This is a genomic window from Terrimicrobium sacchariphilum (assembly GCF_001613545.1).
Taxonomy (GTDB): Bacteria; Verrucomicrobiota; Verrucomicrobiia; order Chthoniobacterales; family Terrimicrobiaceae; genus Terrimicrobium; species Terrimicrobium sacchariphilum.
In genome coordinates this window covers 971,430-994,812 of sequence record NZ_BDCO01000002.1, presented here as the reverse complement: position 1 = coordinate 994,812, position 23,383 = coordinate 971,430, and the positions used below count along the sequence as shown (strand labels likewise).

Genomic DNA, 23,383 nt, shown 5'->3' with positions numbered 1-23,383 from the left:
CTTCCAGGGTTCATCAAGCTGAAAGAACTTGCACACTGACCCCCATTTCCCATGAAAAATCTGCTGGCTGTTGCGCTTGTCCTGCTTTCCGTCTCTCCGGCGATTTGCCGTCCGGTTTTGGTTCTGCCTTATGATCAGTTGCTCCAGCAGGCGGACCTGGTCGTTATCGCCACTCCGACCAGTGTGCGCGACACCCAGGTGGAGACGACGTTTCCCGGCATTCAGTGCGACGGGAAGCCTGTTCCCGCGATCCGTATGGAGGCCGAGTTTGACGTGCTGGCCGTGCTCAAAGGGGATGGCGCGGCAAAGACGTTCGTTCTGCACTACCTCCGATCCGACGAGTCGCGCGCCAAACCTGCGGCTAATGGCCCAAACCTCATATGGTTCAACCCCTCGGAAAAGCACCGGTATTTACTCTTCCTCAAGCGCGACGAAAATGGAGGCTACTCCACCCTTGGCATCCAGACGGACTCTTATTTCTCAGTAAAGGACCTCGGTCCCATTCCGTAAATCGATCCGCCGATCTCTGCTCCGTTGTTTTTGGAAATCAGGGAGGCTGGTCCAGCATCTCGCCAATGGGAGGCGGGTTCAGAAAACAGGGGCAGAAAGTCCCCTCGCTCTCGCCAGTCGGTGCCTGCGCTGGCGCGTTGGTTCTGATCGTGCGTTGGTTTCCGCCCTTGCCGCCTGCGGGATGGGCGGGGAATTAGGCGCGGAGGCGGCGGGCGGCGAGGAGGGTGGTGGCTAGGCCGAGGCTGAGGAGGCCGAGGGTGGCGGGCTCGGGGATGGGGGCGACCTGGGCCATGTAGATGCCCTGGCTGGTGGCGGTGCTTCCGAGGGTACCCTGACCGAAGAAGAGTTTTTCGGGGAGGATGCTGGCGACGGAGGTGAAGGCGGCCCAGCCGTCTTGCGCGATCTGGTTGGAAAAGGCTTCGTCGAGGATGACGGTGCCCCAGTCTTCGGTCCAGATGAAGGCGCGGTTGCCCTTGTCGGTCTCGCCGTCAAAGAGCCTGTAGGTGCCGAAGGCGAGGCCGCTGTCGGTGATGCCTATGATGGTGGAGTAGCTGTAGTTGTCGGACGGGCGCGTGGAGAGGTCGATGGCGATCTGGGAGCCGGTGGCGAGGTTGAAGATCCAGGCGTTCTGGCCGGTGGCGTAGGTGTCGCCGTTGTAGCGGGTGGAGGTGCCGAAGACGTAGAGGCCGTTGATGATGCTGGTGGTGACGCTGTATTGCTTGCCCTCGCTGCTGGTGTGCCGGGCGTCGGTGAGGCCGACGCGGGTGGTGGCGCCGGTTGCGGCGTTGGCCACCCAGGCGGCGTTGCCAGCGTCGGTCGCGCCGCTGAAGCGGTTGGAGCTACCGTAGAGGTAGCCGCTGGCGTTGAGGGTGCTGATGGCGCTGGCCTGGTAGCCGTCGGTTCTGATGAATTCCTCCCCGGTGTAAAGGCCGATGCGGGTGGTGGCGCCGGTGGCGGCGTTGGCGACCCAGGCGCCCTGCCCGAGCTGGGTGGTGCCGCTGTAGCGGTTGGAGGTGCCGTAGATGTAGCCGCTCCGGGAGCCGCTGGTGGAGGAACTTTCGGTGCCGTCGGTGGCGCGGAACTCGGTGGTGCCGTAGAGGCCGATGCGGGTGATGCTGCTGGCATCGGTGGTGGCGACCCAGGCGTGGCGGCTGGCAGTGGCGACCCCTAGGTAGTAGGCATCGGAGGTACCGTAGGCGTAGCCGCTATCGCTGATGCCGCTGACGGTGCTGGACTGTGTGCCGTCGGCCTTGGTGTATTCCGCGCTGGTGTAAAAGCCGAGGCGGGTGGTGACGCCAGTGGCGGCGTTGGCGACCCAGGCGGCCTGCCCGAGCTGGCCGCCGGTGCCGTTGTAGCGGTACGAGGCGCCGTAGGCGTAGCCGCTTTCGGTGACCTTGTTGGTGATGCTGTACTGTGTGCCGTCGAGCCTGGTGTATTCCGCGCCGGTGTAGAAGCCGAGGCGGGTGGTGGTGCCGGTGGCGGCGTTGGCGACCCAGGTGGCCTGCCCGAGCTGGGTGGTGGTCTTGTTGTAGCGGTACGAGGCACCGTAGGCGTAGCCGCTTTCGGTGCTGTTGGAGGTCGTCGAATATTGGGTGCCGTCGAGCTTGGTGAATTCGTCGCCGGTGTAGAGGCCGATGCGGGTGGTGGCGCCGGTGGCGGCGTTGGCGATCCAGGCGCCCTGACCGATCTGGGTGAGGGTGCCGTTGTAGCGGTAGGAGGTGCCGGTGAGGTAGCCGCTTTCGGTGAGGGTGGGGCTGGGGCTGCTGTATTGGTAGGTGTCGTATTTGGTGAACTCCGTACTGTAGAGGCCGACGCGGGTGGTGGCGCCGGTGGTGAGGTTGGCGAGCCAGACGGCGGTGCCTTCGGTGGCGCTGGTGTAGATGCGGGATGTGCCGGTGGCGTAGCCGCTGCTGGTGAGGGAAGTGACGGAGGAGGTTTTCGTGCCGTCGGTTCTGGTGTAGGCGGCGTCGTAGAGGCCGATGCGGGTGGTGACGCCGGTGGTGACGTCGGCGTACCATGCGGCGGCACCGAGCCTGGTGGTGTCGGAGTAGCGGGTGGAGGTGCCGATGACGTAGTTGCCCAGGCTATCGGTGATGGAGGTGTCCTGGAGCTTGGTGGTGCTGGTGAATTCGTCGCTGTAGAAGCCGATGCGGGTGGCGACGCCGGTGGTGAGATTGGTGAGCGAGGCGGCGGCGCCGAGGCTGGAGGTGCCGCGGTTGAAGCGGGTGCTGGTGGAGACTGCGTAGTTGTCCTTCAGGACGGCTTTGATGTCGGTGATCTGGGAGCCGTCGTCCTTGGTGTATTCATCTCCGGTGTAAAACCCGGCGCGGGTGGTGGCGCTGGTCTGGGCGTCGTAGATCCAGGCGGCGCCGCCGATCGCCGTGGTGCCAGAGTAGCGAGTGGACGTGCCGGCGACGAAGCGCCCGGAGATGGCGCCGAGTGCGCTGAGCTGGCTGGACTGCGTGCCGTCGGTGGCGGTGTACCCTAGGGTATCGTAAAACCCGATGCGCCCGAGGTACAGGGTGGTGCTATCGGCGTGGGAAAGGGTGGCGGCGGCGAGGCAACTGGCGGCGGACAGGGCGAGGCGGCGGTGCAGGGTCATGGTACGGCAAGGGGGCGGTCGGCTAGAGTCTGCGGAGCGCCGTGGCGGCTGCTCCGGGCGTGGAGGGAACCCGCGGGGCGACAGGCCTCTGCGCGCGGCCATGGACGGCTGCGCGTGGCTTCTCTGGCGGTTCTCTTCATTTCCACGGCTACGATGCCTGCGCCGGGTTTGGGCGGGCGCGGGGGCTGGAGGCTAGCTAGCCTTTTTTCTAAATATAGTGTCAATGCCATTTCGGCGGCTAATGCCCCAGACCTTCTCTGGCTAAGTGCCTTTCCTGCTGGCCGCGCAAGGCTATCGACTGGCGGGGCGGGTGTCGACTGGAGGACATGCATCAGCCGCCGACCAAGGCTGGAAAAGGCTCGGCGCGGAGGCGTGGACATTAGCGCAAGGCGCCGGCGGGGTTTAACGGAGGGGGGCCAGACTCCTTAGAAAACGAGGCGGAAAAAACTAAGATTATGCGCGAAAAAAATACGCCGGTCGGGCGACCCGAGAAAAAATTGTGGACGCCCGGCGCGTCGACAGAGCGTCATTCGCCGCGATGCATGAGGGAGCCGGCACGCAGCCGGAAGGCGATTCCCCGCCGCACGCCCGGTCGGCGATTTTCCCGGCGGGCTCTCCTGACTTCTGTAACTCAACTCAGGCAGCAGGAGCGTCAGCGCACAGACGCCGGGAAAGCGGGCATTACGGATTGGCTGCCTTGGCCGGGTCGGCCTCGTAGGCGACCACGGGCACGGTGATGTGAGAGGGGTAGTCCTTTGACAAATAAAGCGTCTGGTTCGCGATGGGCGACTTTTCATAGCTCATCACGGGCTCAAACGAGTTTGGGTGCACCTCGTAGGCCGTGCTGCTGCTGCTCGTCACGAGGACCGCGAGCCGATGCCCCTTGTCCAGCACGATCGCCGTGCTCCAGAGATCCATCTTCAGGTGATAGACCCTGCCCTTTTCCAGCGGCTGCGGCTTGCCTTGGAAATCCTCCGCATACCGCGCCATGCCGGCGGATTCCCGGATGAGCATCTCGTAGCCATCGGGATGAATGTCGACCACCTTCACCACGAATTCCGTGTCCGGCACGTCCGTCGCGAAATACAGGTCCGCCCACAGCTTGCCCGTGATCTCCAGCGGCTTCTCCAGCGGGGCGCTGACAAAACGCAGGATGTCATTGCGATCCTTCAACGGACGCTGGTCAAAAGGCCCGGCATTGTTGTCATAGGTCGCATTGCCCCCGAGCGTCGGAGCCGGGTCCTTCGGGTCGTAAGCATAGCTCAGCGTCGCACTCTGCTCCGCCGGACGCTCCGTGGAGAGCCCGCCATCCGCATGGAGGTAATACGGAGTCGGCGTATTGGGCACCGGCCAGACATCGGTGACCTTGTAGTAATTCCCCGGCGAGGCCGGATCGCGGAAATTGCCCATCAAATAATACGCGAGCTGCGACTTCTGAGTCTTTGCCCCCGCGAGCGCCTGCGGGATAGTGGTGATCGCAAAGGGAACTGGCTTGGCCGGCCACGTGAAATCCGGATTCGCCTTGTGCGCGAACGGACGCACCACCGCCGTGATCTTGCTGGTGGGCGCAAGGGCCGCGAAGTAATCCAGCACCGCCTCGCTGCCGAGATCGTACCAGCCCGTGGTGAGGCTGATGTCGGTCGGGTTGTCCTTTGCCCCCTCCGCGAGGATTTCCTTCCAGCGCGGCAGGTCAAAGGTCTCGGTATGCGGCTTGGGCCACTGGTCCACCTTCAGCCCGGTATTGCGAAACCAGTTCAGGTACATCCAGCGAGCCACGCCATTGCTGAAGCCCCAATAATACAACGGATAGCCCACGGTGATGCTCGGCTGCGACACGACGAGATGCGGGTCCTTCGTCAGGAAGGCCACCGTCGGGCCGATGCCGTTCCCGCTCGCTCCCGTCATGCCGATCTTGCCATTGCACCACTTCTGCGCGGCAATCCATTGCAGGCTGTCCGCGCAATCATTGATCTCAAAATCCGGCTTGGTCGGCTGCGCCGTGCCCTTGCCCTCGGAATCATGGACCCCGCGCGCATCCTGGCATATCAGCACGACCCCGCCCGTCTTGGTGCCCGCCCGATCCCCATACACCGCACAGGCCAGCCGCCCATAGTAGCCGCGCGTGAAGAGCACCGGCCACGGCCCATCCCCCGGAGGAAGGAAAATATCCGTCGCCAGCTTCACCCCATCCCGCATGGGCACCATCGCAAACTCATGCGTGGAACCCGGCGGGAACGACTTTTGCAGGACGACGTCTGTATCCTGCTTGCGCCCGATGGCCTCCGTCTCCCTGCCCTCCGCCTGTGCGAAAACGGCCTGAGGAACGAAGAGAACGCTGATCGAAAGCAGGACGGGGAGAAACTTGTGCGCCGACATAGGGAGAATGATTTTCGCAATTTCCCCGGCGCTGCAAAGGAAAATTATCAAACGTGTGATTCTTTTCTCCGATGAAGCCTGTCGGCGAAATGCGTGTTCGCAAGGTATGGAGAGGAGACCGGGGGGGGGAGGATACGCCGTTACTTCTCCCCGGCGCCGGGTTTGGCTGCGCTCCGAGCGTCGAGCTGCAATTGGGAGATTAAAAGCAGGTCCCCAAAAACCTCCGACGCGAGATGACCGAGATCGACATCCAAAATATCCCCGTCTTCTTTTTTAAATGAAAGGGAGGCGCACGCCACTGCCGCGGTAAGCGGAGACATTACCCCGTTCGGCACCTTCTGGTCGCCCAGGAGTCGCCGCGTCCGATCGAAGAGCTCCTGCAACTCGGCGCTTTTTTGCGCAAAAATCCCTGCCGAAATAATACAATAGGCGATTCTTATTTTAGTATCTTCTTGATACTCGGCACCATTTTTATCCGCCTCATAGCTATCCAGCGAATGACGCAACCTTTCCAGCAGGTAGCTTTCATCAAAGGCATACACAGCCCCGCCTTCGCGGAATTTCCTCGGGATAATGGAGTACAGCCCGGCAACGGAGCCATCGGGCGCTGTCGGCTCCGGAACCCGGTCGCCTCCGAAGGCAAAGGATGCGACCGCGGAGAGAACCACGACGAGACAGGCAATTTTCATAAGCCGATTTTCTATGGAGCGATTTGCCGAACATTAGAGCCGCTCACCGGAGAACGCCGGGAAGGGCCGACAGAATGCGGGGGATTGCATGAATCCTAAGCATCGGAAAATCGGAAGTAAAAGGCAAGCCCGCGCCTACCCCCAGCGACCACGAGCACTCCGCCAGCGAGCGGGAGCGACCGTCGCCGCGCTGGGGCTGCAAGTTTTCCTGACCTACGGCGCCTTGGTGAGCTCGATCTCGGTGGCGCCGGGGCGGGCATCGTACTTGGCCAGCCCGTCTTTCACGGTCACGGTGGCGCGGGTCTCTCCCTGGCGGATGGCGGCGCTTTTCCAATCGGCCGGCACCTGGGTCAGCAGGGTGAGAGGCAGATCGTAGAGCTCCGGATCAGCGGCGGAGGTGAGCTTGAGCCGGATCGCCTCGGGCGTGGCAGATACCACCTCCACCCGCGCCGTACCCCGCTCGGTCTCATACTTGTGCTGGGAGATGTGATCCGTGACCCAGAGTTCACCGGAATCCGACTTTTGCTTCAGGTAATCGAGGAGCGGAAAGAAAAGCTCATCCTGGCTCATCGCCCACATGTCCTGATAGGTGGCATTGAGACGCTCCACGCCATGGATGATGAGATATTCCATGCCCTTGTTGGCGATGGCCTTGTCGACCATGGCGGTCATGTCCGGCAAGGTTTTCACGTGATACATCGCGCCATGCCCCTGGAAGGGCGGCCGGTTGATCAGGCGATCCTCCTTGAGGAGCTGCGCCAGCTCCTCATCGGTGATGTGCCAGTTTCCCCCCACGCCGCCGGGCTGCGCAAAGGAGACGAGACGGTTTTCCAGGCCCGGCTGGGCCATGCGAATGGTCTTTGAGCAGTCAAAGATCTCCTCGCGGGCGTTTTCCAGATCCGACACGCCCCGGTGTGTCATGGTGTGGTTCCCATACACCATGCCGGAGTCGGCGTAGTCGCCCTCCCACTTCTGCGCGTAGACCTTGTACTCCCCCTTGCCGGGGCAGATGTAAAAGGTCGCGATGAGGCCGCGCTGCGCCAGCTCGGGAATGGCCACCTGCCACTGGCTCGGCCAGCCGTCGTCAAACATGAGCAGAAAGACCCCGGTTCTGTCGTCCTTCCAGTTGGCGACGCGGGTTTCACCCAGCGGGGCGGCAGCCACGGGCCGGACCACGCAGGCCAGGACGACGAGGAGAGCAAAGAGATGTTTCATAGGGGGACGCTGCATGCGCTACTCTCTGCGGAAAGCTGCCGCGACTCACAATCGCAATCCATCCCGCCGCGCCAACCCGTCATGAAATTATTTAAAAATTTGGCTGAGAAGGGGCAGGCCAGCCGGGGCCAAGAAAGAGGCGGCTGAGGCGACCGCCGCCGGGTGCAGTCCATGCTATATCGATGACATGCGGCCCGATTTACGCCAGCCTGAGCCATGGGCGTGACCTCGGCAATCATCGGCTCCTCCACCGGCATCGGACGCGCGCTGGCGGAGGCCCATCGCGCCAGCGGGCTGGAGTGCGTCGCACTGAGCAGAAACCCCGCGTCCCTCGCAGGCTTCCCCGCCTTTGCCCTGGACCTCACCGATGAGCAGCAGGCGCAGGGCGCATTCGAAAAAGCCTTCGCCCAATACCCGGGGATCGAAACCATCTTCCTCGTCTCCGGCACGGGCGACATCGAGTCCACCCCCAGCTACGAAACAGCGAGCGCAACCATCGCGTTGAACTGCGCAGGCTTCACCCTCGCCGCGTATCAGGCGGCCCGGCACCTGGAACATCGCGGGGCCGGTCGTCTCGTGGCCGTCACCTCGGTGGCAGCCATCCGGGGCGGCAGCCAATCCCTGTCCTACAACGCCTCCAAGGCCTATCAGTCCTCCCTGCTGGAGGGGCTGCGCTGCCGGTTCACCCGCCTGGGATTGCCGATCACCGTCACCGAAATCCGCGCGGGATTTGTCGATACCGCGATGATGAAGGCGGAGAAGCCCTTCTGGGTGGCGACCGCCGACCAGGCGGCCCGGGCCATCCTCTCCGCCAGCCGCACCCGGCAGGAACTCGTCTACGTCCTGGGACGCTGGAGACTCATCGGCTGGCTCCTCCGCCTGCTACCCACCGGCCTCTACAAAAGAATCGGCTGATCGAGTTTTGACCGGGGAACCCGCCAGCCATGGCCGCAGGCGGCCGTTTCGCCCGAACCAGTCAAACCCGGCCACCGCCTCCCGGCCCGCGCTTTTTCGTGCGCCGAAATGCAAGATACTGGGCGACCGCGACCAGCAGAGAAACACCGATAAGGCCGTGCGGGATCGGCGACGGCCATGAAGGCGTTGTCATCATGTGAACGAGCGTGGAAACTGCGTAAATATTGAGACTGGCAACGACAGCGAGCGAAATCCATTGCGCCCAGGCCCTTCCCTGGATGGCACACTTTACAGACACAATCAGCGCGGCAATGGAAAAGCCAATCGGCGCAAACACCCAAACCAGGAATTCCATTTTCATGGCTTAAGCCATCGCAGCCTGGAGCCGTGGCGGCAATGAGAGAAAAGACCGCCGGGCGGAATAACGATGAGACCCCGGCGGCGGGGTCAGTCGTGCAATCTCACGCGCCGCCCTGTATTGACCGCGCCCCTGCCTGGCATCCGAAAGGGCCGCGCCGGAGACAGAGAGCCATGCCCGTGACGAGCAGAGTGAGGTGGCGGAAAACCCGTCTCGAGGCTTCCGGGCCGCGGCGTTAGTGATCCTTCTGCCTCCCGTCGGAGACGAGGGAAATACGCAGCGCCTTGCCGTTGATCTCCACCGGCACCACGGTCTCGCCGGGCTTGAGGGAGACCGGTAACTCCCGAACGCCGATGTTCCGGGATTCCCAGGAGTCTTTCGTGATCTGATAATATTTCTGGCGCTCGACGGTGATAATCACCTTCAGAGTCGATCCCTCCCACGCCGATTTTGTCGTGACCCACTGAAACTCCTTTTCATTGTCCGTCGGCAGCTCCACGGAAAAGTCCGCCACGTCCGCCGCGACCGAGATATTCAGCGGATTCTCCGAGAAGAGATCGCAGTAAATTTTCAGCTTCATCCCATTGCCATTCGCCTCGGCCCGGGCCGCCTCGGCAGGCGCGGCGGCCTTCTTCTCCTCGGCAAAGACGCTGGTCCCGCAAGCCAGCCCCACCAGCAGGAGGGTGAGCAGCAGTGTGCGGATCGGGGTGATGTGGCGAGGGCGGGCAGGGAGATGCATAGGGATAGCTATGGGTTGGATAAAAACAGGCACACGAGCACGGCAAAGCCCGAGACGGCAAGGAGACAGGTCAGGACCCGGCGCCAGAGCCGCGATGCCCGGGGGAACCTGCCGGAGCGAAGAAACCGAAACCACCGCAGCGTGATGTCCGTCATCACCAGAAACGCCGCCCACAGCATCACCGAGATCGAGACATCCAGCGGATACGGCGACGAACCGGAGCCTGACACCAGCTGAAACTGGACCGAGGCCAGAAAGCCAAGGTAAACACTGCAACCCGCCACCAGGAGAAACACCATCGCGCGCCGCGACAGAGCGAAGGCTTCCGAGGCAGTTTTCATCCGCCGCGCCTACCCCACCCGCGTCACCATAGCAGCAGCGCACTCTCCATCCGAGTGGCAATGGTAGTACCTCGACCGATACATCGCCCTCCAGGATACGGTTTCATTCCCGCACCGCACCTCGGTGATCTCCACCTCGGCAGGTTCCGCGCCGGGGATCTGAGCCGCCGTCACCACGCGGAGCCGGGCAGAGTCGGGCGTGCTCCTGCGGGCAAACCCGAGGACATTCGCAAACAGACTCTTCATGCATTCCCTCATGGACAAGGTGAAGGAACATCCTCAACCCGGGATTTCCCAACAACAGGAAACTCACCGAGGCCGATACAGAGCGGGTCGGCGCACCCGCCGAAAGCGGGAAATAAGGTCCACTACGTAGTGGCGCGACAGGGCGGCGCCCTTTTCCCGGCAATCAAACCCGGTCGCCCTCTCCCCGGTCCCTGCCGGATGAAGAATACCTTTCAAGCCATTGCAAAAATGGCTTAAATCCCAGGCGCATGCACGCCCACCCTCGCTGGCCCCGCGTCCTCAGGACGGCGGCAGCCCTCGGGGCACTCCTGCTGCATCCACCAGGCGTGGCAAAGGCCCAGGCGTCGCCCACACCAGAGGCGGCGGCTCTGCTTCAACGGCTGGACGAACTGCCGAAACAGCTCGCCGGCATTCCTTCCATCTCCTCCAGCGGTATCCTGACCACCGTCGCCCACCTCGAGCTACTCGGGAGGGCGGACCACACGCAGAGCAGCCAGATACACTTCCAGCGGGCGGGAGACTCTGTCCGCGCCGATGTCAGAAAGCTCGATCCCGCAGGCAATGCGGTCGATACCACGATCTGGCTCTCCACTCCCCAGGAGAACGTGTATCAGGTCAACGCCGACGCGAGCATTCTCGACCCCAGGCAGAATCCCGGGAAATCCTTCATTCCCACCTACGATCCCGTAGGCTGGATATTTTCCTTCACACGCGACGACGGGCTCACGCGCGAGCGTCCCCTCGTGGCCGATCTCGCATCCCTTTCCGATCCTGCCGCATGGCAGACCGCAAAGCAGCAGGCCGACCTACAGTCCCTGCAAAAGACCCCCGACGGCGGATTCACGATCACCTTCCGCAAGACAGCGGGGAGCGCCGAGGTCACCTTTCGCCCGGTTCGCGGGGATTCGGCCACGCAGCTCATGCCGTCCGAGGTCCGGTTTCTCAACCCGGCAGGAGAGCTCATCTGGAGCGGCAAAGTGACCGAGTGGCAAACCGCCGGCCCGATCCCCACGCCAAAGTCGGCGGTATGCCTGACCACGACGGCCATACCCGACGAGAAGAGACGGCTGCAAGCCGCGAGCTGGACATGGAGCGAAGTCGCCAGCGATTTCCGTCCCTTCCCCGAGAACGACCTGCGCTTCGACCCCGCGACCGCGACGAAAATCCACCATCAGGCGGCGGAGACAGCCGCAGCCGCTCCAAAATGAACCCGGGACATCCCGGCATTCCGTGATTTTTGTCTCCTGACCCCTCGCTTTCACCCACCCATGGAAATCCCGTTCCCGAGATTCCCGAGCACCCCGGGGTTCTTCCAGGCCTGCGGCGCCCGCATCCTCCTGATGCTGGGCGCGGCTTATCTGGGATCGCTTGTCGGAGCGATGGTCTACGGGCATTCGTTATCGCCGGGCTGGCATGATGCCAACCCGTACGGCCTCGTCGCCACCGTGGGCATGGCGGCCGTGACGCCCTTTGCCAACCTGCTCCTGCTGCTGGCTCTCGTCGGCGGCGTCGTCATCCTGGCGTTGCGTCTGCCGCTCTGGACCTGCTTCCTCCTCTTTCTGCTCTTTGCTCAAGTCGCCTATACCCTGCGCTCCGCCTGGAGCGCGTGAGCCAGCCGGGAGCCAAGTCCTCATCACCTCGCAAAGCAAGATGCACGACATCGCCCGACCGCAACACCCGAACACGCTTGAGTGCCGGAGACCTTTTCGACATCTCTATTCCATGAAAAGAGCCATCCTGCTGTTCTTTGCCTTGGCGACCTTTGGCTCAGGTTGCTTGTATTCCGGGGAATTTACAAAGACGCCCGTCGATCTCACCGAGCTGGACTCCAAGGCGCGGGAATTCGTGGAGGGCATTCAGGGCGGGAAACTCGAGCCGGAGAGATTTTCCGCGGAAAAGTATGTGATCAAATTTGGCAGCAAGAGCTGGGTAAACATCAAGACCCAGGGATTCGGGAGTCGCGGGGAATCCCAACTGCCGGATCGTGCTGCCAATGTGGTGCTCTACCTGATCCAACAAAAGGGCGCCCCCTCACCCAGGCGGATCTTTTATTGGCTTAGCGGAGGGAGCTCCACCCATGGGGGCTATCTGTATTTTAACTCCACCGTTCCCGCCAAAGTCGAAACGACAATGATCGGACCAAGGTTTTCCCTCACCGCGCACAATGAAAACAGCAAGGACGAGACGCTTTACCAAATCATCGTCGAGCAAACACCTGTCGCCCGGTGATGGATGGGAAACCGGCAGCGGGGCGAGGCGCACCCCGGCAATCCGAGATCGGAGGCCACATACACCCCGGAGCTTTGTGATTCATGTCGCCTGACTCCCATCTTTCTGAGCCTCAACCACGAGGACGGCGGTGGATAAGGCTCGTCTGGATTCTGCTCGCTCTCTATCTCGCCAGCTACGCGGTCTTGCGGGTGTCCCACATCTACGTGCATTCGACAGGAATGTATCGCGACGGGGTGAGACACAGCATTACCTCAGCGAGGGCAGCGCCTGTGATTTCTGTCCCCGCTTACGGCGCTCTCCTTCTCCATTACCCCCTGAAAGCGACGGAAGAGATTTACTGGAATGAGGTCGCGGGAAAGCTCTTCCTCGATGTGACGGTGAAGCGGGCCGACAGGCAGCACTGAGGACCACACTCGGAAAGACGCTACGGATGGGAGCGCATGGGGTCACACCTCTAATTTCCATGTCTGCGGGTCAGTGAGCATGTTCTTGCACAGATGACTTGACCGCTTTGGGCTGGCCGGAGACCCGCTAGTGCTGAGGTGCAGCCTCGTCTCCCATCAATCTCACGGGCGACCGTGGGCGGCGGAGGATGCGATTCTCTGATGATGAAATCGCGACTGATCAGCATTTGGGATGCCCTGCGGGCGAGCTACTGGTTCGTTCCCACCCTGATGAGTGTCGGCGCGGTCGCCCTGTCGATCGGCGCGCTCAAGGTCGATGCCCGGCTCGGGCTCACTGGAGCGCGGGAGATCGGGTGGCTCTGGGCGGGCGGCCCGGACGGTGCGAGGAGCATCCTCTCCACCATCGCGAGCTCCATGATCACGGTGGCCGGCGTGGTCTTCTCGATCACGATCGTGGCGCTCACGCTGGCCTCGTCGCAATTCGGCCCGAGGCTTTTGCGCAATTTTCTCCGCGATTCCATCAACCAGGTGGTCATGGGCACCTTTGTCGCCACCTACCTGTATTGCCTGCTGGTCCTGCGCGAGGTGAAGAGCGTGGCCGAGCAGGCGCCCTTTGTCCCCTACCTCTCGGTCACGGTGGCGATCGCGCTCACGACGGCGAGCCTCGCGATGTTGATCCTGTACATCCACCATATCGCCCGGTCGATCGGAGCGGAGACCCTGGTGGCCAATGTCGCCGCCGAGCTCAGGGAATCGCTGCACTCGCTGTTTCCCGAGCAAATCGGCGAGTCGAAAAGCGCCCCCGCCGCCAGGGAAGCGGGGAAGGCGGAGCCGGAGGAAAGAACCCCCGTCCTCGCGCCCCGGGGCGGGTACATCCAGGCCATCGAGGGCGATACCCTGCTCGCCTTTGCCTCGGAAAAGGCGCTGGTCGTGCATCTGCTGCGGCGGCCGGGAGACTTTGTACCCGAGGGCGCGCGGCTCGCGGAGGTCTGGCCGCCGCAGAGGGTGGACGACGAGGCGCAGGCCACCGTCGTCGACGCGCATCTCATCGCCTCATCCCGCACGCCCCGCCAGGATGCCGAGTACTGCATCAACCAGCTCGTGGAGATCGCTCTTCGCGCCCTTTCCCCCGGCATCAACGACCCGTTCACCGCCATCTCCTGCGTCCACTGGCTCGGCGACGCGCTGGGCTTTGCCGCGCAGCGTGAAATGCCAGCGCCCCACCGCGCCGATGAAAAGGGCGTCGTGCGCGTGATCGCCAAGGTCTCCTCCTTTCAGGGTCTGGCCGATGCGGCGCTCAATGGTATCCGTCAATACGGAGCCTCCAACCCCGCCGTGGCCATCGCCATGCTCCAGGTGATCGGCGAGATCGCCCCGCGCGTGACGCGACCGGAGGACCGCCAGACGCTCCTGCGCCATGCCGAGGCGATCTTTGAGGACGCCATGGCCCGCTCGCCCAATGCCGGAGACGCCGCCGACATGCAGACCCATCGCGACAGCGTCTGCCGCCTCTACGCCGCCTAGCCACAGGTCTCCGCCGGAAAGCGGCAGTCCGGCAAAAACCACCCCGGGGCGCTCAGCAGCTTTTTGATTTATGACGCCTGACCCCCATCACAAAGAAGTGTTACGCGTGGGGTTTTTAGGATCGAGGTAAATTCAAGGCAACGTGCGTCTTGCAGATCCTGCCGGTTGATTCTCCATCAACTGCGGTTGATGCGGCGATTGCGGCGAAATCTCGCTTGCGAGCAATGTCGTTCGTGGTAGACTCTATAATAGAAAGGTGCCCGAGCGGTTTAAGGGGTCCGATTGATAATCGGATGCAGTATGAAAATGCTGCCGTGGGTTCGAATCCCATCCTTTTCTCGCCCTATGGGAATCGCTCCCCATAGGGCATTTTATTTATGGATTCAAATTAGGACACTACCAGCGTCTCATCCTTTTCGCTCCTCGCTCTCCCCAGCAAGGTCCTCCTCCCGCCGCTTGCGTCCGTGTATTCAATAATCGGGCAATAGAGCCGCCGTCTCGTCGGGGCGGTCTCAAACCAGATGATCGTCCCCATCACTCTCACCCCCTGGGTGAAGAGGGCGAAGTTGATCCACAGCTCCCGGAAGCCGAGGCCGAGAACAAAGACACCGACTACGCACAAATAAATGCTACCCGCCATAGTCTCGACCGGGCAGGCAGGAGTCTGCGTGCATGACCTTTTCTTGCGAAGGACGCTCCTAGCGGAGCTCCCGGGCGACCGCCGGCTTCCTGAGCTTGCGCAGGCCGGGCAGCAAAGCGGCGAGGCCGAGGGCGAGAAGCGCCCACGTCGCGGGTTCGGGCACGACCTGGTAGGAGCCGAGGACGGTGAGCGGCCGCGAGTCGCCGGAGGCGTTGCCGGAGGCGCCGTCCGTGATCTGGCCGGTCGCTCCAGCGGTGGGGAGATAGGCGGCGTAGGCGGAGAAGTCCACCGTGCCCGTGCCGACAAAGGCGGGGTCGGAGGTACTGAAGTGCTGGCTGGAGGTCTTCTGGCTGTAGAACTGGAGATCCACATTGGAGCGGGAGTATTCGTCGGTATTCCAGTCCTGGTACGGGTAGCTGCTGTCGAGGTAGGTGGCAAAAGTGGACTGGGAGACCAGCCCCGAGGCAAAGCCGCTGATCTCGACGGCGAAGAAATGGAGGAAGTCGATCCCGCCGGTGCCGGGGACATTCGGGCCGCTCGATTGAGGCGCTGCGCTGGTGGCGGTGAAGACGACCGCCGCCGGGTTGGTGATGTCGATGGTGACGAGGATGTCGGCCCGGGCGGCAGAAACGCTCAGGAGGCCGATGAGGCAGGCAATGAGGAGGAGGCGGCGGCGCATGAGTCGTGTTTCGTACACGTACGTAGCATGTTCCGCGCCGGAAATCACCCGGAATGAATGGCCTCCCTCACCCAAGAGGACGCTGCGGGGGCTAAAATGATGGCGGGGAGCGTGCTGAGGGAAGATCGCTGAAAACACCCGGATCTTTCCTCTGATGTATGCTAGCAAAGCCTCGGCAGGAGCATTAAGCCCAAACAAAACCGCAGCCCCCACCCCGCAGGGCTCCGCCTTCCCTGCCGTCCTAAGTTCCGGCCCGCAAGGAGCCAGCGCATCGCCCCAAATCTTCTCCGTATCTTATCAAAGGAGATCAGGTCGTTTCTCGAACTTTGGGGACACTACGGAACCGTCGAGGAAAATGAGGAAGTCGACATGGCAGCCCTTCGAGGACTGAAAGGTGATTTCGTAGACCGGAATATCAAAAGGCCCTTGGGTATCGACGCGCAGTGTCAGTCTCAGGAAAGTGGCCGCGCCCAGGTCCAGCTTTTGAAAGGCCGCGACGGCTTTCTTGTAGGCTGCCTCCGGGGAAAGGGGACACTTGCCATCTGCGGGTTTCCATCTGGGAGCGGAATCCAAAGTCGTCTGCGGCACCTCCAGCACCCATGACCACGCTCCATCCCCGGATACCGCTCCGCTTTTCCACCCGGAGTTGTTTTTTGATGCGTTTCCGGCTCGGACATTTGGGACCAAGAGGGAAACCGCCACCGCAACGAAAATAAAAAAGCGCATACGCAAATCCAAGCTTTCCCCCCGAATTCTAGAAAACCCGAACCTGCCACTCAACCATTTCGTTAGAAATCGTAACCCCACCGCCCAACGCAATGCTGCCCAAATGCGCTCGCCGGAACATCAGGAGAGAGGAACCCGCCCTATCTCATCGAAAAATCCGACACTTGCTTATGGACACGAGCATAAGCTCGCCATCCCCTAAGAATATGCTGTACCTGAACGGAATGAATCGAACAGCGGCAGCGGCTTTCTTCTGCCTGGGTATAGTTGCCTTCACCTTCATTTTCTCAAGCTCCGCCAGGGGAAATGACTCCGCCAGGAGTGATGATCCTGCGCGCCTCCCGCTGGACCTTCACTCGGAGATCGTGGGAAACGCCCTGAAGATTACAGTCAGGAATATCGGCCGCTCGCCTCTCATCCTGCGTCCGGTCACCGCGGAATCCGTCCACTCCGAGGTGTGGAGCATGCAGCGACTGGCGTCGGGGCAGATCCAACTCCATACTTTAAAAACACTCCCGGTCCAGGTTCATACCGGAGACGACTCTGACGAGTTGCGCGCTTCGTTAAGCAAAGCCATCAGAGGCAAAGATGCCGTCACCCTGCCGCCGGACCAGGAGATGACTTCATCGATCGACATGGACCAGCTTATCGCCCCATACCGATCTCTTGTGAAATCAAATGGGGGAATGAAGCTGATTGTCGAGGTCGTGGTACCTCAGATGATTGTGGGGATCGGCGCTCCCGACAATGGCGCACCTGAACCCGCGAGCGAGTTGTCCAGGATCAAGTTTTCCTGCGGAAAATATCTGCTTTCCGGAGACCGATGGACCTCAGCCGAAAAGCGAACGACCGACCGCAACTAAAGGGAAATGACCGGAAGGGTTGAATGTCGTTTTCAAGAAAGGGCCCTCAGCTTCAGGCTCTGCTTTTTATAAGAAAAGCCAGAGGCCAGCCGTCGAATGCCAATCTCCCAAGCGCGGGCGCAGGGCCTTCTGGAGCGCTTTCGTCTATGCGACCAGCCCCTGTTGCCCGCTGCTGGCCGCAGCCATTCGCCGCCTGGAAAATCCAAACGCCAGCGCCGCACCGCCGAGTGCAACCAGCAGATAGGTCGACGGTTCGGGGACGGCGTTCACGTAGACGCTGTGGGTGGCTTCGTCTACAGTCAGCGTATACTCTCCATCCATCCCGTTGATCGTCCAGGCGAGGGCGGTGAAGTCGCCGGTGTACTGGAAGGCAAGCCAGCTTCCTGTCTGGAACCCCCCGCTCTGGCCGAGATAAATCGCTCCGCCGAGCACGAGGTTGCCGTCGATGAAGAGCAGGGGTGTTTCCAGGCTGGAGAACGGACTCGGCGAATCCTCATCGGCCAGCGCCGGGAGCCACAGGGTGGTATGCGCTCCTTCTCCCAAGGTGAGATTTCCCAGAATGGAGCCCCCTCCCTCACCGACACCGAAATGGCCGCCCTGCAAATCCAGGTCGCCCTCGATCCCTCCGTGCAGGTACAGGCTCGAGGTGGAACCCTCCGCAATGCCGATCCCCTGCGTGATCACGCGTCCGCCATCCATCTGGGTGATCGTGAGCACATTGCCATTTTCCAGCAGGATCGGGCCGCCATTGATCCTTATGGTATTTCCTTCGCCGAAGGCGGCCAGGGCGACGCTGGCCTCCGACGCGGAGCCATCAAATGAGAGCGAACCCACCTCCCAGCTGGCGGCGGACGCGGCGGAGTGGGTATCCAAATCCCCCGCCTGCACCACGAGTGAAAAGGACGATCTCGGACCGCTCACGACGATGGACCCGACCACTTCCGTCGTCGCCGTGACGCCGGCGGCATCGGATTCGAGACTCAGCTCGGAGTTTCCCTGGACGACGATCTGGACGTCGTCCTTCAACCGATCCACCGTCACCGGCGACGGCCCCGTGTTGTCCACGCCGTAGAGTTCCAGGGAACTCAATATCTGGCCCGGCACACCGAGCCGCACCGTATCGACATTGGCGAAACTCCCCGCGTCGGCGAGATTGAGGTATCCGCCCGCCACGACCAGCTCCCCGCTGAAGCTGGCAGCCGCCCGATAGTTGAGCTCGCCATAGCCGCGGACAGTGAGGCTGTTCGTTCCCGCGATGTCGGCCACCACGTCGACCTCCGGGTATCCGTTGAGAAACCAGTTTTCGGTCGTGATCGATCCAGCGGCTGCGCCGAAGTCCAGATTGACCACCACGGCGGCGGTATCGTGGGTCAGGAGGAGGTGTTCCAGTGAGAGGGTCGCGACCGGACCCGGCTCTCCCTCCAGCTTGCTGTAGAGGAGATCCCCGTTGAAGGCCAGCGCCTTGACCGTCGCGTTGCCGGTGAGCTTGTAATCCCTGGTCGCCTCGGGGTCGTCGGCCAGCGCGGCCGGGTTGGCCGTATCGATCTGCACGACATCGGAGGAGGTCGCCGTGCTGAGGTCTGCGGGGTTGCTCAAGGTCGTCGCCGAGATCACGCCGCGGGTGGTGTCATACGCGGCGAACTCATAGGGAGCAAAGCCGCCGCCCCAGTTCACGTTTCCGTTGAGATAGAACTGCTGGGCGCCCAGAAAGGCGGAGTCGCCCTGCCCCTGCAACATGATGCGCGGCGCAGGCCCGACCGCCGCACCCAGCTCCCCGTTGGAGGCATTGTAAAGCGCGAGGCCGCCCGGCGAAATATCCGGCGGTATCGAAAGGATCGTATCGTGCGCGCCGCTCGGTCCATCCACGTTGATGATGGCCGACCCGACGACGGTGAGTTGCGAGATCGTCTCGGTGAAGGTATCCGCCTCGCCCCCGAAGGCGTTCAGTTTCAACTGCGATCCGTGGTCGAGATACACGTGGACATTGGAGCCGATGCGCCCGGATACACCGGGCTGATCCCCGCCGTTCAGGCCGAGCGTCGCCCCTCCGATCCAGGCCTCCGCCGGGCCGTCCGCCACGATCCGCCCATTGGGTCCCGCGAGCACCACGCGGCTTTGAAAAGCCCCATACCCGTAGGTGCTGAAACGATTCGCCGCCTCGCCCGTGAGGTGAATCTCGCCTCCCACTCCGAAATGCAGATTGGCGGAAGCGCTTTGGTCCACGCGAAAATCATCGTAATCAAAGAAGATATCCGCCCCCCGGATGTCCGCTCCCACCCACAGGCTGGAGGAGTCGGAGTTCCTAAGGGAAAGAGTCAATTGCGCGACATCGGCGGCATTGCCAAAGTACCCGTAGTCGCCATCCTCAAAGAACAGCTCCTGGTAGGCCGCCCCCAGGAGATCGTTGTTCACCGAACCCGATGATCCGGCAAAGAAAAGCCGCTCGTACGCCTGCGGGTCGCCGCTGGGCGCCTGGTTCCAAACCCAGTTCTCCGCCGTGCTGAAGTCGTCGTTGGCACCCGCCCCGGTCCAGTTGAAATACGAGTCGGCGAAAGCCATCGAGGGACCGGCAAGGAGCAGGATCGCCACGGCCGCCGAGAGACGATTGGTGAGAAGTGTCTTTTTCATGGTTTGCAATCGAGTTGAGCGTACGGCTTGCGACTCCCCACACGGTGGGGAGCAGGGAAAGCAGACAGCTCTGTCACGAGGGGCGACTTATGCTGTATGCCGGAGACTTTCATGGCCTCGGACTCTGCCCTCTTTCTGCAAGGCAGGTAAATACGGAGAAATGCGTACAAAAGGGTGCCGTCCAGCCTGGGACGCTCACCATCCGAGAGAGACGATTTTTTTGACTCCTCCCGCCGGACATCAAGGGCACGAGCCCTTCATGGAATCCTCAGGCCTGACGATTCATCCGGATGATTTCTGCAACGGCAGCTCCACGCGTCTCAACATTCAGCTTGGAGAGGATTCTCTCCATGTGCTTGCTGACGGTTCTCGACGAAATATCCAGGATGAGCGCGATCTCGGCATCCCTCTTTCCCTGAATGACCCATACGAGCACCTCGGCCTCTCTCATCGTCAGCCCGTGCCTGGTCAGCTGCCCGGGGTCGGGCTGCGCTTCAGTCTTGGCGGCGGCGGCAGCCAGCTCGCAAGCCCGCTCGATATGGGGCGCAAAGATCGTCAGGAGGGACCGGAGGGATTCCTGTATCGGCCTGTCCCTGTGCAGCGTCAGGCCGCCGACATGGGTATTCGTAATGATCGCAGCCGCAAACTGATACTCCGATCCGATGTGCCGGAAGGCCTCCTGATACAGGCCGGTCCCGCGAAACTCTCTTTCCGAGACGAAATCATGGATATTGAGTATCCTCTCTTTGCCGCCATTCATCACATATCTCCACCCCGGATGCTCGGATATATGATCCCTCACCGGCTCATAATAGGCCCTCAACCTGTCTATGCTGTCGCTGCAAATCCTGTAGGAACCATCGATGGCGCTCGTTTCATCATATGCGACCCCGCTTGCATAGTCCCGAAGGTGATGAGAGCAGATATCCACTATGTGATCTGCAAAGGTCTTGTTCTCCAAGGGACTATACAGATCATATAGGAATCCCGAAACCAGCCGGACCTCTTTGCTTTTCAGAGTGTGAAGGTTCATGATCCCATCCCATTAATAAGCCCCGCCCCCCGCATAACATAAACCAAAGAGCCGTCAAGCGCTTCCCCGGCGCATGCTTAGGCGGTCATTTTACGCAAAGCCCGCACCCCCAGCAGGTAACAGGCAATGCATGCCCTCGGGGAGAAAAATTCCCGGACCTGCACCGGACCGGGCAGCGCCGCTGACGAAGCAGACTCTCACTCGGAAAGCTCCCGTTATCTTAAAACGATGCGGGTCAGGCATAAGTCAAAGAGTGCCGCGCCGGGCTGGCAAAGACGCGGGACGCGCACGCCTCAGCATGAGGTCGCATCGGTTTAGCTTAAGGAGAAATGGACCGCTTCCGTGCGGAATCCGAAGCCTGCCCGGCAGATGGGAAAACCCGAGGCCAATGCTCAGGAGATGAAAAAAGCGAGGCCGTCATGATCACGGCTTGAGCAAGGCCGGCGGGGCAATCGGCCTTCGATCACTTTGCGTAAGAGATTGCAGCCGCCCGCCTCAAATACCTTCCCGGGGCCAGGGTGCCAGTGGTTCGCCCGACATGCTGAGGAGTGGCCGCGGGGGATAAGCTCCCTCCGCGCCCCGTGGGGGACGGCAGGGCCTCCGGCCAGCCCGGCCGCCCGGCTGGCAGTCGCTCTTTGGTATTTCCTCTCTCGCGGGCCCCCGGCCCAGGCGCTGCAACATTGCATTTCCATTAGTCCCCCATTTTTCTTGCCCCTTAGTGTTCCGCCCTGATAGCCCCGCTTCGTTGGAGGACGAGAGACGGCGGATGATTCCAAGGCACATGCGGATAGGGGTGTTGACGATCCTGGCTGCGGTGGCAGCCAGCCCGTCCGTCCATGCCCTCGACCATGTGGTGCTGCAGCTGAAGTGGCGGCATCAGTTTCAATTTGCCGGCTACTATGCCGCGGTCACGCAGGGGTATTACCGCGAGGCGGGTTTTGATGTGGAACTGCGCGAGGCGGGTCCGGAGACCGACACCGTGGAGGAGGTCCTCTCGGGCCGGGCGCAGTACGGCGTGGGCACTTCTGACCTGGTGCTGGCGCGGTCGCAGGGGAAGCCTGTGGTCGTCCTCGCCGTCATCTACCAGCACTCGCCCTTTGTCCTGCTCACGCCCGCCAGATCGGGCATCGAGGATGTGCAGTCGCTGGCGGACAAGCCCATCATGATGGAAAACGGCGCGGCGGAGTTGCTCGCCTTTTTCCGCAATGAAGGCGTGGACCCCGCGCGGCTGAAGATCCTCCCCCACAGCTTTGACGAGCACGACCTGCTCAATGGCCACGCCGTCGCCATGTCGGCCTACTCGACGGACGAACCCTACAAGCTCAAGGCCGAGGGCGTGCCGTACCTCACCTTCAGCCCGCGCACGGCGGGGATTGATTTTTACGGAGACAATCTCTTCACCTCCGAGTCCGAGCTGCGCGACCATCCCGAGCGTGTGCGCGCCTTTCTCGACGCCTCCGTGCGCGGCTGGGTCTACGCCATGAAACACCAGGAGGAAATCGTCAACTACATCCTGGCCAACTACCCGCGAGGCAAGAGCCGCGATCATCTCCTCTTTGAAGCGGCCGAGACGGCCAGGCTCCTCCACCCCGAGCTGATCGAGATCGGCTATGTGAACCCCGGCCGCTGGCAGTCCATCGCCGAGACGTATGCAGACCTCGGCATGATGCCGCACCATCAGCGGCTCGACGGGTTTGTCTACGAACGCGACCCGCGCATCGACTGGCGGCGCTACGCCTGGCCCATCGGCATCGTCGGCGCGCTCGCCCTCGCCGGCGGCGGCTGGGCGCTCGTCGCCACGCGCATGAACCGCGTCCTCCACCGCGAGGTCGGCACGCGGCGGCAGGCGGAAGCCGACGCCACCCGCGCCAGCGAGGCCAAGACGCGCTTCCTCGCCGTGCTCGCCCACGAGGTGCGCTCGCCCCTCTCGGGCATCATCAGCTCGCTCCACCTCTGGCGGCAGGAAAAGGACCCCGCCACGCGCGAGGAGGTGGCCGCCATCGCGCAGACCTCCGCCCACACGCTGCTACAGACCGTCGACGAGATCCTCCACCACTCCGAGATCGAGTCCGGCGCGGAGATCGCCATCCAGCTCCGCCCTGTCGCAGTGCGCGACTTCCTCGGCGAGATCATCACCCACTTCCGCGCCTCCGCCACGCTGAAGTCCCTCGACCTCGGCCTCGAGATCGACCCCGCCGTCCCCGACACCCTCGCGCTCGATCCCCTGCGGCTCCGCCAGATCCTCTCCAACCTCATCACCAACGCCCTGAAATTCACCGACGAGGGCTTTGTCCGGCTCCACGCCTCCCTGGAACCTGCCGCCGCCAGCGGCGATCGCCAGCTCATTCTTGAAGTCGTCGACTCCGGCCCCGGCCTCACCCCTGCACAGATCGAGCGCATCTTCACCCCCTACACCCAGGCCGATCAAACCATCGCCCACCGCTACGGCGGCACCGGCCTCGGGCTCTCCATCTCCTCCGACCTCGCCCGCCGCCTCGGCGGCGACATCTCGGTCGAGAGCGACGGCCGCACCGGCACCACCTTCACCGTCCGCCTCCCCGTTCCCCAGGGCAACACCGCCGCCGCAGGCTGACGAAGGCGGAAGCGGGATCGCGGAAGTCGGAAGTTCGGCCATGCCCCCCGCAGCCAGGAGCCGGGAGGTT

General features: G+C 62.4%; 22 protein-coding genes and 1 tRNA gene. 10 read left to right on the top strand and 13 right to left on the bottom strand.

Annotated elements, in window-relative coordinates; all coding sequences use genetic code 11:
- Window positions 1-51 precede the first annotated feature (51 nt).
- Entirely contained in the window at window positions 52-510 is a 459-nt protein-coding gene (locus TSACC_RS05025; protein WP_075078295.1) for a hypothetical protein, read from the top strand.
- Window positions 511-703: 193 nt separating this feature from the next.
- On the opposite strand, the gene TSACC_RS22525 is transcribed toward TSACC_RS05025, so the two are convergent.
- The 4 genes from TSACC_RS22525 to TSACC_RS05005 form a co-directional block, all read right to left on the bottom strand.
- A complete protein-coding gene (locus tag TSACC_RS22525) occupies window positions 704-3,112 on the bottom strand; it encodes a PEP-CTERM sorting domain-containing protein (protein WP_075078294.1) in 2,409 nt (802 codons plus the stop codon).
- Window positions 3,113-3,793: 681 nt separating this feature from the next.
- Window positions 3,794-5,488, bottom strand: coding sequence for a CocE/NonD family hydrolase (locus tag TSACC_RS05015; protein ID WP_075078293.1), 1,695 nt, complete (start codon window positions 5,486-5,488; stop codon window positions 3,794-3,796).
- Between the two features lie 140 nt (window positions 5,489-5,628).
- A complete protein-coding gene (locus TSACC_RS05010) occupies window positions 5,629-6,177 on the bottom strand; it encodes a hypothetical protein (protein WP_075078292.1) in 549 nt (182 codons plus the stop codon).
- 213 nt (window positions 6,178-6,390) lie between these two features.
- Window positions 6,391-7,392, bottom strand: coding sequence for a polysaccharide deacetylase family protein (locus TSACC_RS05005; RefSeq protein WP_075078291.1), 1,002 nt, complete (start codon window positions 7,390-7,392; stop codon window positions 6,391-6,393).
- 216 nt (window positions 7,393-7,608) lie between these two features.
- Between TSACC_RS05005 and TSACC_RS05000 the strand changes: the two genes are divergently transcribed.
- Window positions 7,609-8,307 carry an SDR family NAD(P)-dependent oxidoreductase gene (locus TSACC_RS05000; protein WP_075078290.1) on the top strand — a complete coding sequence of 233 codons (699 nt, stop codon included), beginning with the start codon at window positions 7,609-7,611 and terminating at the stop codon, window positions 8,305-8,307.
- A 61-nt stretch (window positions 8,308-8,368) separates the two neighbouring features.
- Here the strand turns inward: TSACC_RS05000 and TSACC_RS04995 are convergent, their stop codons facing one another.
- The 4 genes from TSACC_RS04995 to TSACC_RS04980 form a co-directional block, all read right to left on the bottom strand.
- The gene (locus TSACC_RS04995) at window positions 8,369-8,662 is read right to left on the bottom strand and encodes a hypothetical protein (RefSeq protein WP_153811282.1); all 294 of its coding nucleotides are present in this window, start codon (window positions 8,660-8,662) and stop codon (window positions 8,369-8,371) included.
- 238 nt (window positions 8,663-8,900) lie between these two features.
- Window positions 8,901-9,404, bottom strand: coding sequence for a hypothetical protein (locus tag TSACC_RS04990; RefSeq protein WP_075078288.1), 504 nt, complete (start codon window positions 9,402-9,404; stop codon window positions 8,901-8,903).
- Window positions 9,405-9,412: 8 nt separating this feature from the next.
- Complete coding sequence (locus tag TSACC_RS04985; RefSeq protein WP_153811281.1) at window positions 9,413-9,745, bottom strand: hypothetical protein; 333 nt, start codon at window positions 9,743-9,745, stop codon at window positions 9,413-9,415.
- 9 nt (window positions 9,746-9,754) lie between these two features.
- Window positions 9,755-9,991 carry a hypothetical protein gene (locus TSACC_RS04980; protein ID WP_153811280.1) on the bottom strand — a complete coding sequence of 79 codons (237 nt, stop codon included), beginning with the start codon at window positions 9,989-9,991 and terminating at the stop codon, window positions 9,755-9,757.
- 248 nt (window positions 9,992-10,239) lie between these two features.
- Here TSACC_RS04980 and TSACC_RS04975 point away from each other — a divergent pair, with 248 nt between their 5' ends.
- The 6 genes from TSACC_RS04975 (at window position 10,240) to TSACC_RS04950 (ending at window position 14,490) form a co-directional block, all read left to right on the top strand.
- On the top strand, window positions 10,240-11,199 hold the full coding sequence (locus TSACC_RS04975; RefSeq protein ID WP_075078285.1) for a hypothetical protein: 960 nt from the start codon (window positions 10,240-10,242) through the stop codon (window positions 11,197-11,199).
- A 60-nt stretch (window positions 11,200-11,259) separates the two neighbouring features.
- The gene (locus tag TSACC_RS04970) at window positions 11,260-11,601 is read left to right on the top strand and encodes a hypothetical protein (RefSeq protein ID WP_075078284.1); all 342 of its coding nucleotides are present in this window, start codon (window positions 11,260-11,262) and stop codon (window positions 11,599-11,601) included.
- 112 nt (window positions 11,602-11,713) lie between these two features.
- Window positions 11,714-12,220, top strand: coding sequence for a hypothetical protein (locus tag TSACC_RS04965; RefSeq protein ID WP_075078283.1), 507 nt, complete (start codon window positions 11,714-11,716; stop codon window positions 12,218-12,220).
- A gap of 83 nt (window positions 12,221-12,303) precedes the next feature.
- Window positions 12,304-12,627, top strand: a complete 324-nt coding sequence (locus TSACC_RS04960; RefSeq protein WP_075078282.1) for a hypothetical protein — start codon at window positions 12,304-12,306, stop codon at window positions 12,625-12,627.
- Window positions 12,628-12,828: 201 nt separating this feature from the next.
- Window positions 12,829-14,151: a DUF2254 domain-containing protein gene (locus TSACC_RS04955; RefSeq protein ID WP_084400199.1), complete on the top strand. Its 1,323-nt coding sequence runs from the start codon at window positions 12,829-12,831 to the stop codon at window positions 14,149-14,151.
- A gap of 251 nt (window positions 14,152-14,402) precedes the next feature.
- Window positions 14,403-14,490, top strand: a tRNA-Ile gene (locus TSACC_RS04950).
- A 49-nt stretch (window positions 14,491-14,539) separates the two neighbouring features.
- On the opposite strand, the gene TSACC_RS04945 is transcribed toward TSACC_RS04950, so the two are convergent.
- From TSACC_RS04945 to TSACC_RS04935, 3 genes are all read right to left on the bottom strand, one after another.
- Entirely contained in the window at window positions 14,540-14,791 is a 252-nt protein-coding gene (locus tag TSACC_RS04945) for a DUF3592 domain-containing protein (RefSeq protein ID WP_075078280.1), read from the bottom strand.
- A 58-nt stretch (window positions 14,792-14,849) separates the two neighbouring features.
- Window positions 14,850-15,470: a PEP-CTERM sorting domain-containing protein gene (locus TSACC_RS04940; RefSeq protein ID WP_075078279.1), complete on the bottom strand. Its 621-nt coding sequence runs from the start codon at window positions 15,468-15,470 to the stop codon at window positions 14,850-14,852.
- Between the two features lie 297 nt (window positions 15,471-15,767).
- The gene (locus tag TSACC_RS04935; protein ID WP_075078278.1) at window positions 15,768-16,196 is read right to left on the bottom strand and encodes a hypothetical protein; all 429 of its coding nucleotides are present in this window, start codon (window positions 16,194-16,196) and stop codon (window positions 15,768-15,770) included.
- A gap of 224 nt (window positions 16,197-16,420) precedes the next feature.
- Here TSACC_RS04935 and TSACC_RS04930 point away from each other — a divergent pair, with 224 nt between their 5' ends.
- Window positions 16,421-17,059 (top strand): hypothetical protein, encoded by a 639-nt coding sequence (locus TSACC_RS04930; protein WP_169809539.1) that lies wholly within the window; start codon window positions 16,421-16,423, stop codon window positions 17,057-17,059.
- A 144-nt stretch (window positions 17,060-17,203) separates the two neighbouring features.
- Here the strand turns inward: TSACC_RS04930 and TSACC_RS04925 are convergent, their stop codons facing one another.
- Both TSACC_RS04925 and TSACC_RS04920 read right to left on the bottom strand, forming a co-directional pair.
- Window positions 17,204-19,687, bottom strand: a complete 2,484-nt coding sequence (locus TSACC_RS04925) for a PEP-CTERM sorting domain-containing protein (protein ID WP_075078276.1) — start codon at window positions 19,685-19,687, stop codon at window positions 17,204-17,206.
- 268 nt (window positions 19,688-19,955) lie between these two features.
- Window positions 19,956-20,720 carry a helix-turn-helix transcriptional regulator gene (locus tag TSACC_RS04920; protein WP_075078275.1) on the bottom strand — a complete coding sequence of 255 codons (765 nt, stop codon included), beginning with the start codon at window positions 20,718-20,720 and terminating at the stop codon, window positions 19,956-19,958.
- A 781-nt stretch (window positions 20,721-21,501) separates the two neighbouring features.
- Here TSACC_RS04920 and TSACC_RS04915 point away from each other — a divergent pair.
- A complete protein-coding gene (locus TSACC_RS04915) occupies window positions 21,502-23,313 on the top strand; it encodes an ABC transporter substrate-binding protein (RefSeq protein WP_237763901.1) in 1,812 nt (603 codons plus the stop codon).
- Window positions 23,314-23,383 lie beyond the last annotated feature (70 nt).

Bases quoted from the DNA above. Each gene is read 5' to 3' on its own strand.
- TSACC_RS04985 (WP_153811281.1), bottom strand. From the start codon at position 9,745: ATGAAAACTGCCTCGGAAGCCTTCGCTCTGTCGCGGCGCGCGATGGTG.
- TSACC_RS04960 (WP_075078282.1), top strand. From the start codon at position 12,304: ATGTCGCCTGACTCCCATCTTTCTGAGCCTCAACCACGAGGACGGCGG.
- TSACC_RS04925 (WP_075078276.1), bottom strand. From the start codon at position 19,687: ATGAAAAAGACACTTCTCACCAATCGTCTCTCGGCGGCCGTGGCGATC.
- TSACC_RS04955 (WP_084400199.1), top strand. From the start codon at position 12,829: ATGATGAAATCGCGACTGATCAGCATTTGGGATGCCCTGCGGGCGAGC.
- TSACC_RS04965 (WP_075078283.1), top strand. From the start codon at position 11,714: ATGAAAAGAGCCATCCTGCTGTTCTTTGCCTTGGCGACCTTTGGCTCA.
- TSACC_RS04990 (WP_075078288.1), bottom strand. From the start codon at position 9,404: ATGCATCTCCCTGCCCGCCCTCGCCACATCACCCCGATCCGCACACTG.
- TSACC_RS04930 (WP_169809539.1), top strand. From the start codon at position 16,421: ATGAATCGAACAGCGGCAGCGGCTTTCTTCTGCCTGGGTATAGTTGCC.
- TSACC_RS04940 (WP_075078279.1), bottom strand. From the start codon at position 15,470: ATGCGCCGCCGCCTCCTCCTCATTGCCTGCCTCATCGGCCTCCTGAGC.
- TSACC_RS04915 (WP_237763901.1), top strand. From the start codon at position 21,502: ATGCGGATAGGGGTGTTGACGATCCTGGCTGCGGTGGCAGCCAGCCCG.
- TSACC_RS04980 (WP_153811280.1), bottom strand. From the start codon at position 9,991: ATGAAGAGTCTGTTTGCGAATGTCCTCGGGTTTGCCCGCAGGAGCACG.
- TSACC_RS04970 (WP_075078284.1), top strand. From the start codon at position 11,260: ATGGAAATCCCGTTCCCGAGATTCCCGAGCACCCCGGGGTTCTTCCAG.
- TSACC_RS05015 (WP_075078293.1), bottom strand. From the start codon at position 5,488: ATGTCGGCGCACAAGTTTCTCCCCGTCCTGCTTTCGATCAGCGTTCTC.
- TSACC_RS05000 (WP_075078290.1), top strand. From the start codon at position 7,609: ATGGGCGTGACCTCGGCAATCATCGGCTCCTCCACCGGCATCGGACGC.
- TSACC_RS22525 (WP_075078294.1), bottom strand. From the start codon at position 3,112: ATGACCCTGCACCGCCGCCTCGCCCTGTCCGCCGCCAGTTGCCTCGCC.
- TSACC_RS04920 (WP_075078275.1), bottom strand. From the start codon at position 20,720: ATGAACCTTCACACTCTGAAAAGCAAAGAGGTCCGGCTGGTTTCGGGA.
- TSACC_RS04935 (WP_075078278.1), bottom strand. From the start codon at position 16,196: ATGCGCTTTTTTATTTTCGTTGCGGTGGCGGTTTCCCTCTTGGTCCCA.
- TSACC_RS05010 (WP_075078292.1), bottom strand. From the start codon at position 6,177: ATGAAAATTGCCTGTCTCGTCGTGGTTCTCTCCGCGGTCGCATCCTTT.
- TSACC_RS05005 (WP_075078291.1), bottom strand. From the start codon at position 7,392: ATGAAACATCTCTTTGCTCTCCTCGTCGTCCTGGCCTGCGTGGTCCGG.
- TSACC_RS04945 (WP_075078280.1), bottom strand. From the start codon at position 14,791: ATGGCGGGTAGCATTTATTTGTGCGTAGTCGGTGTCTTTGTTCTCGGC.
- TSACC_RS05025 (WP_075078295.1), top strand. From the start codon at position 52: ATGAAAAATCTGCTGGCTGTTGCGCTTGTCCTGCTTTCCGTCTCTCCG.
- TSACC_RS04995 (WP_153811282.1), bottom strand. From the start codon at position 8,662: ATGGAATTCCTGGTTTGGGTGTTTGCGCCGATTGGCTTTTCCATTGCC.
- TSACC_RS04975 (WP_075078285.1), top strand. From the start codon at position 10,240: ATGCACGCCCACCCTCGCTGGCCCCGCGTCCTCAGGACGGCGGCAGCC.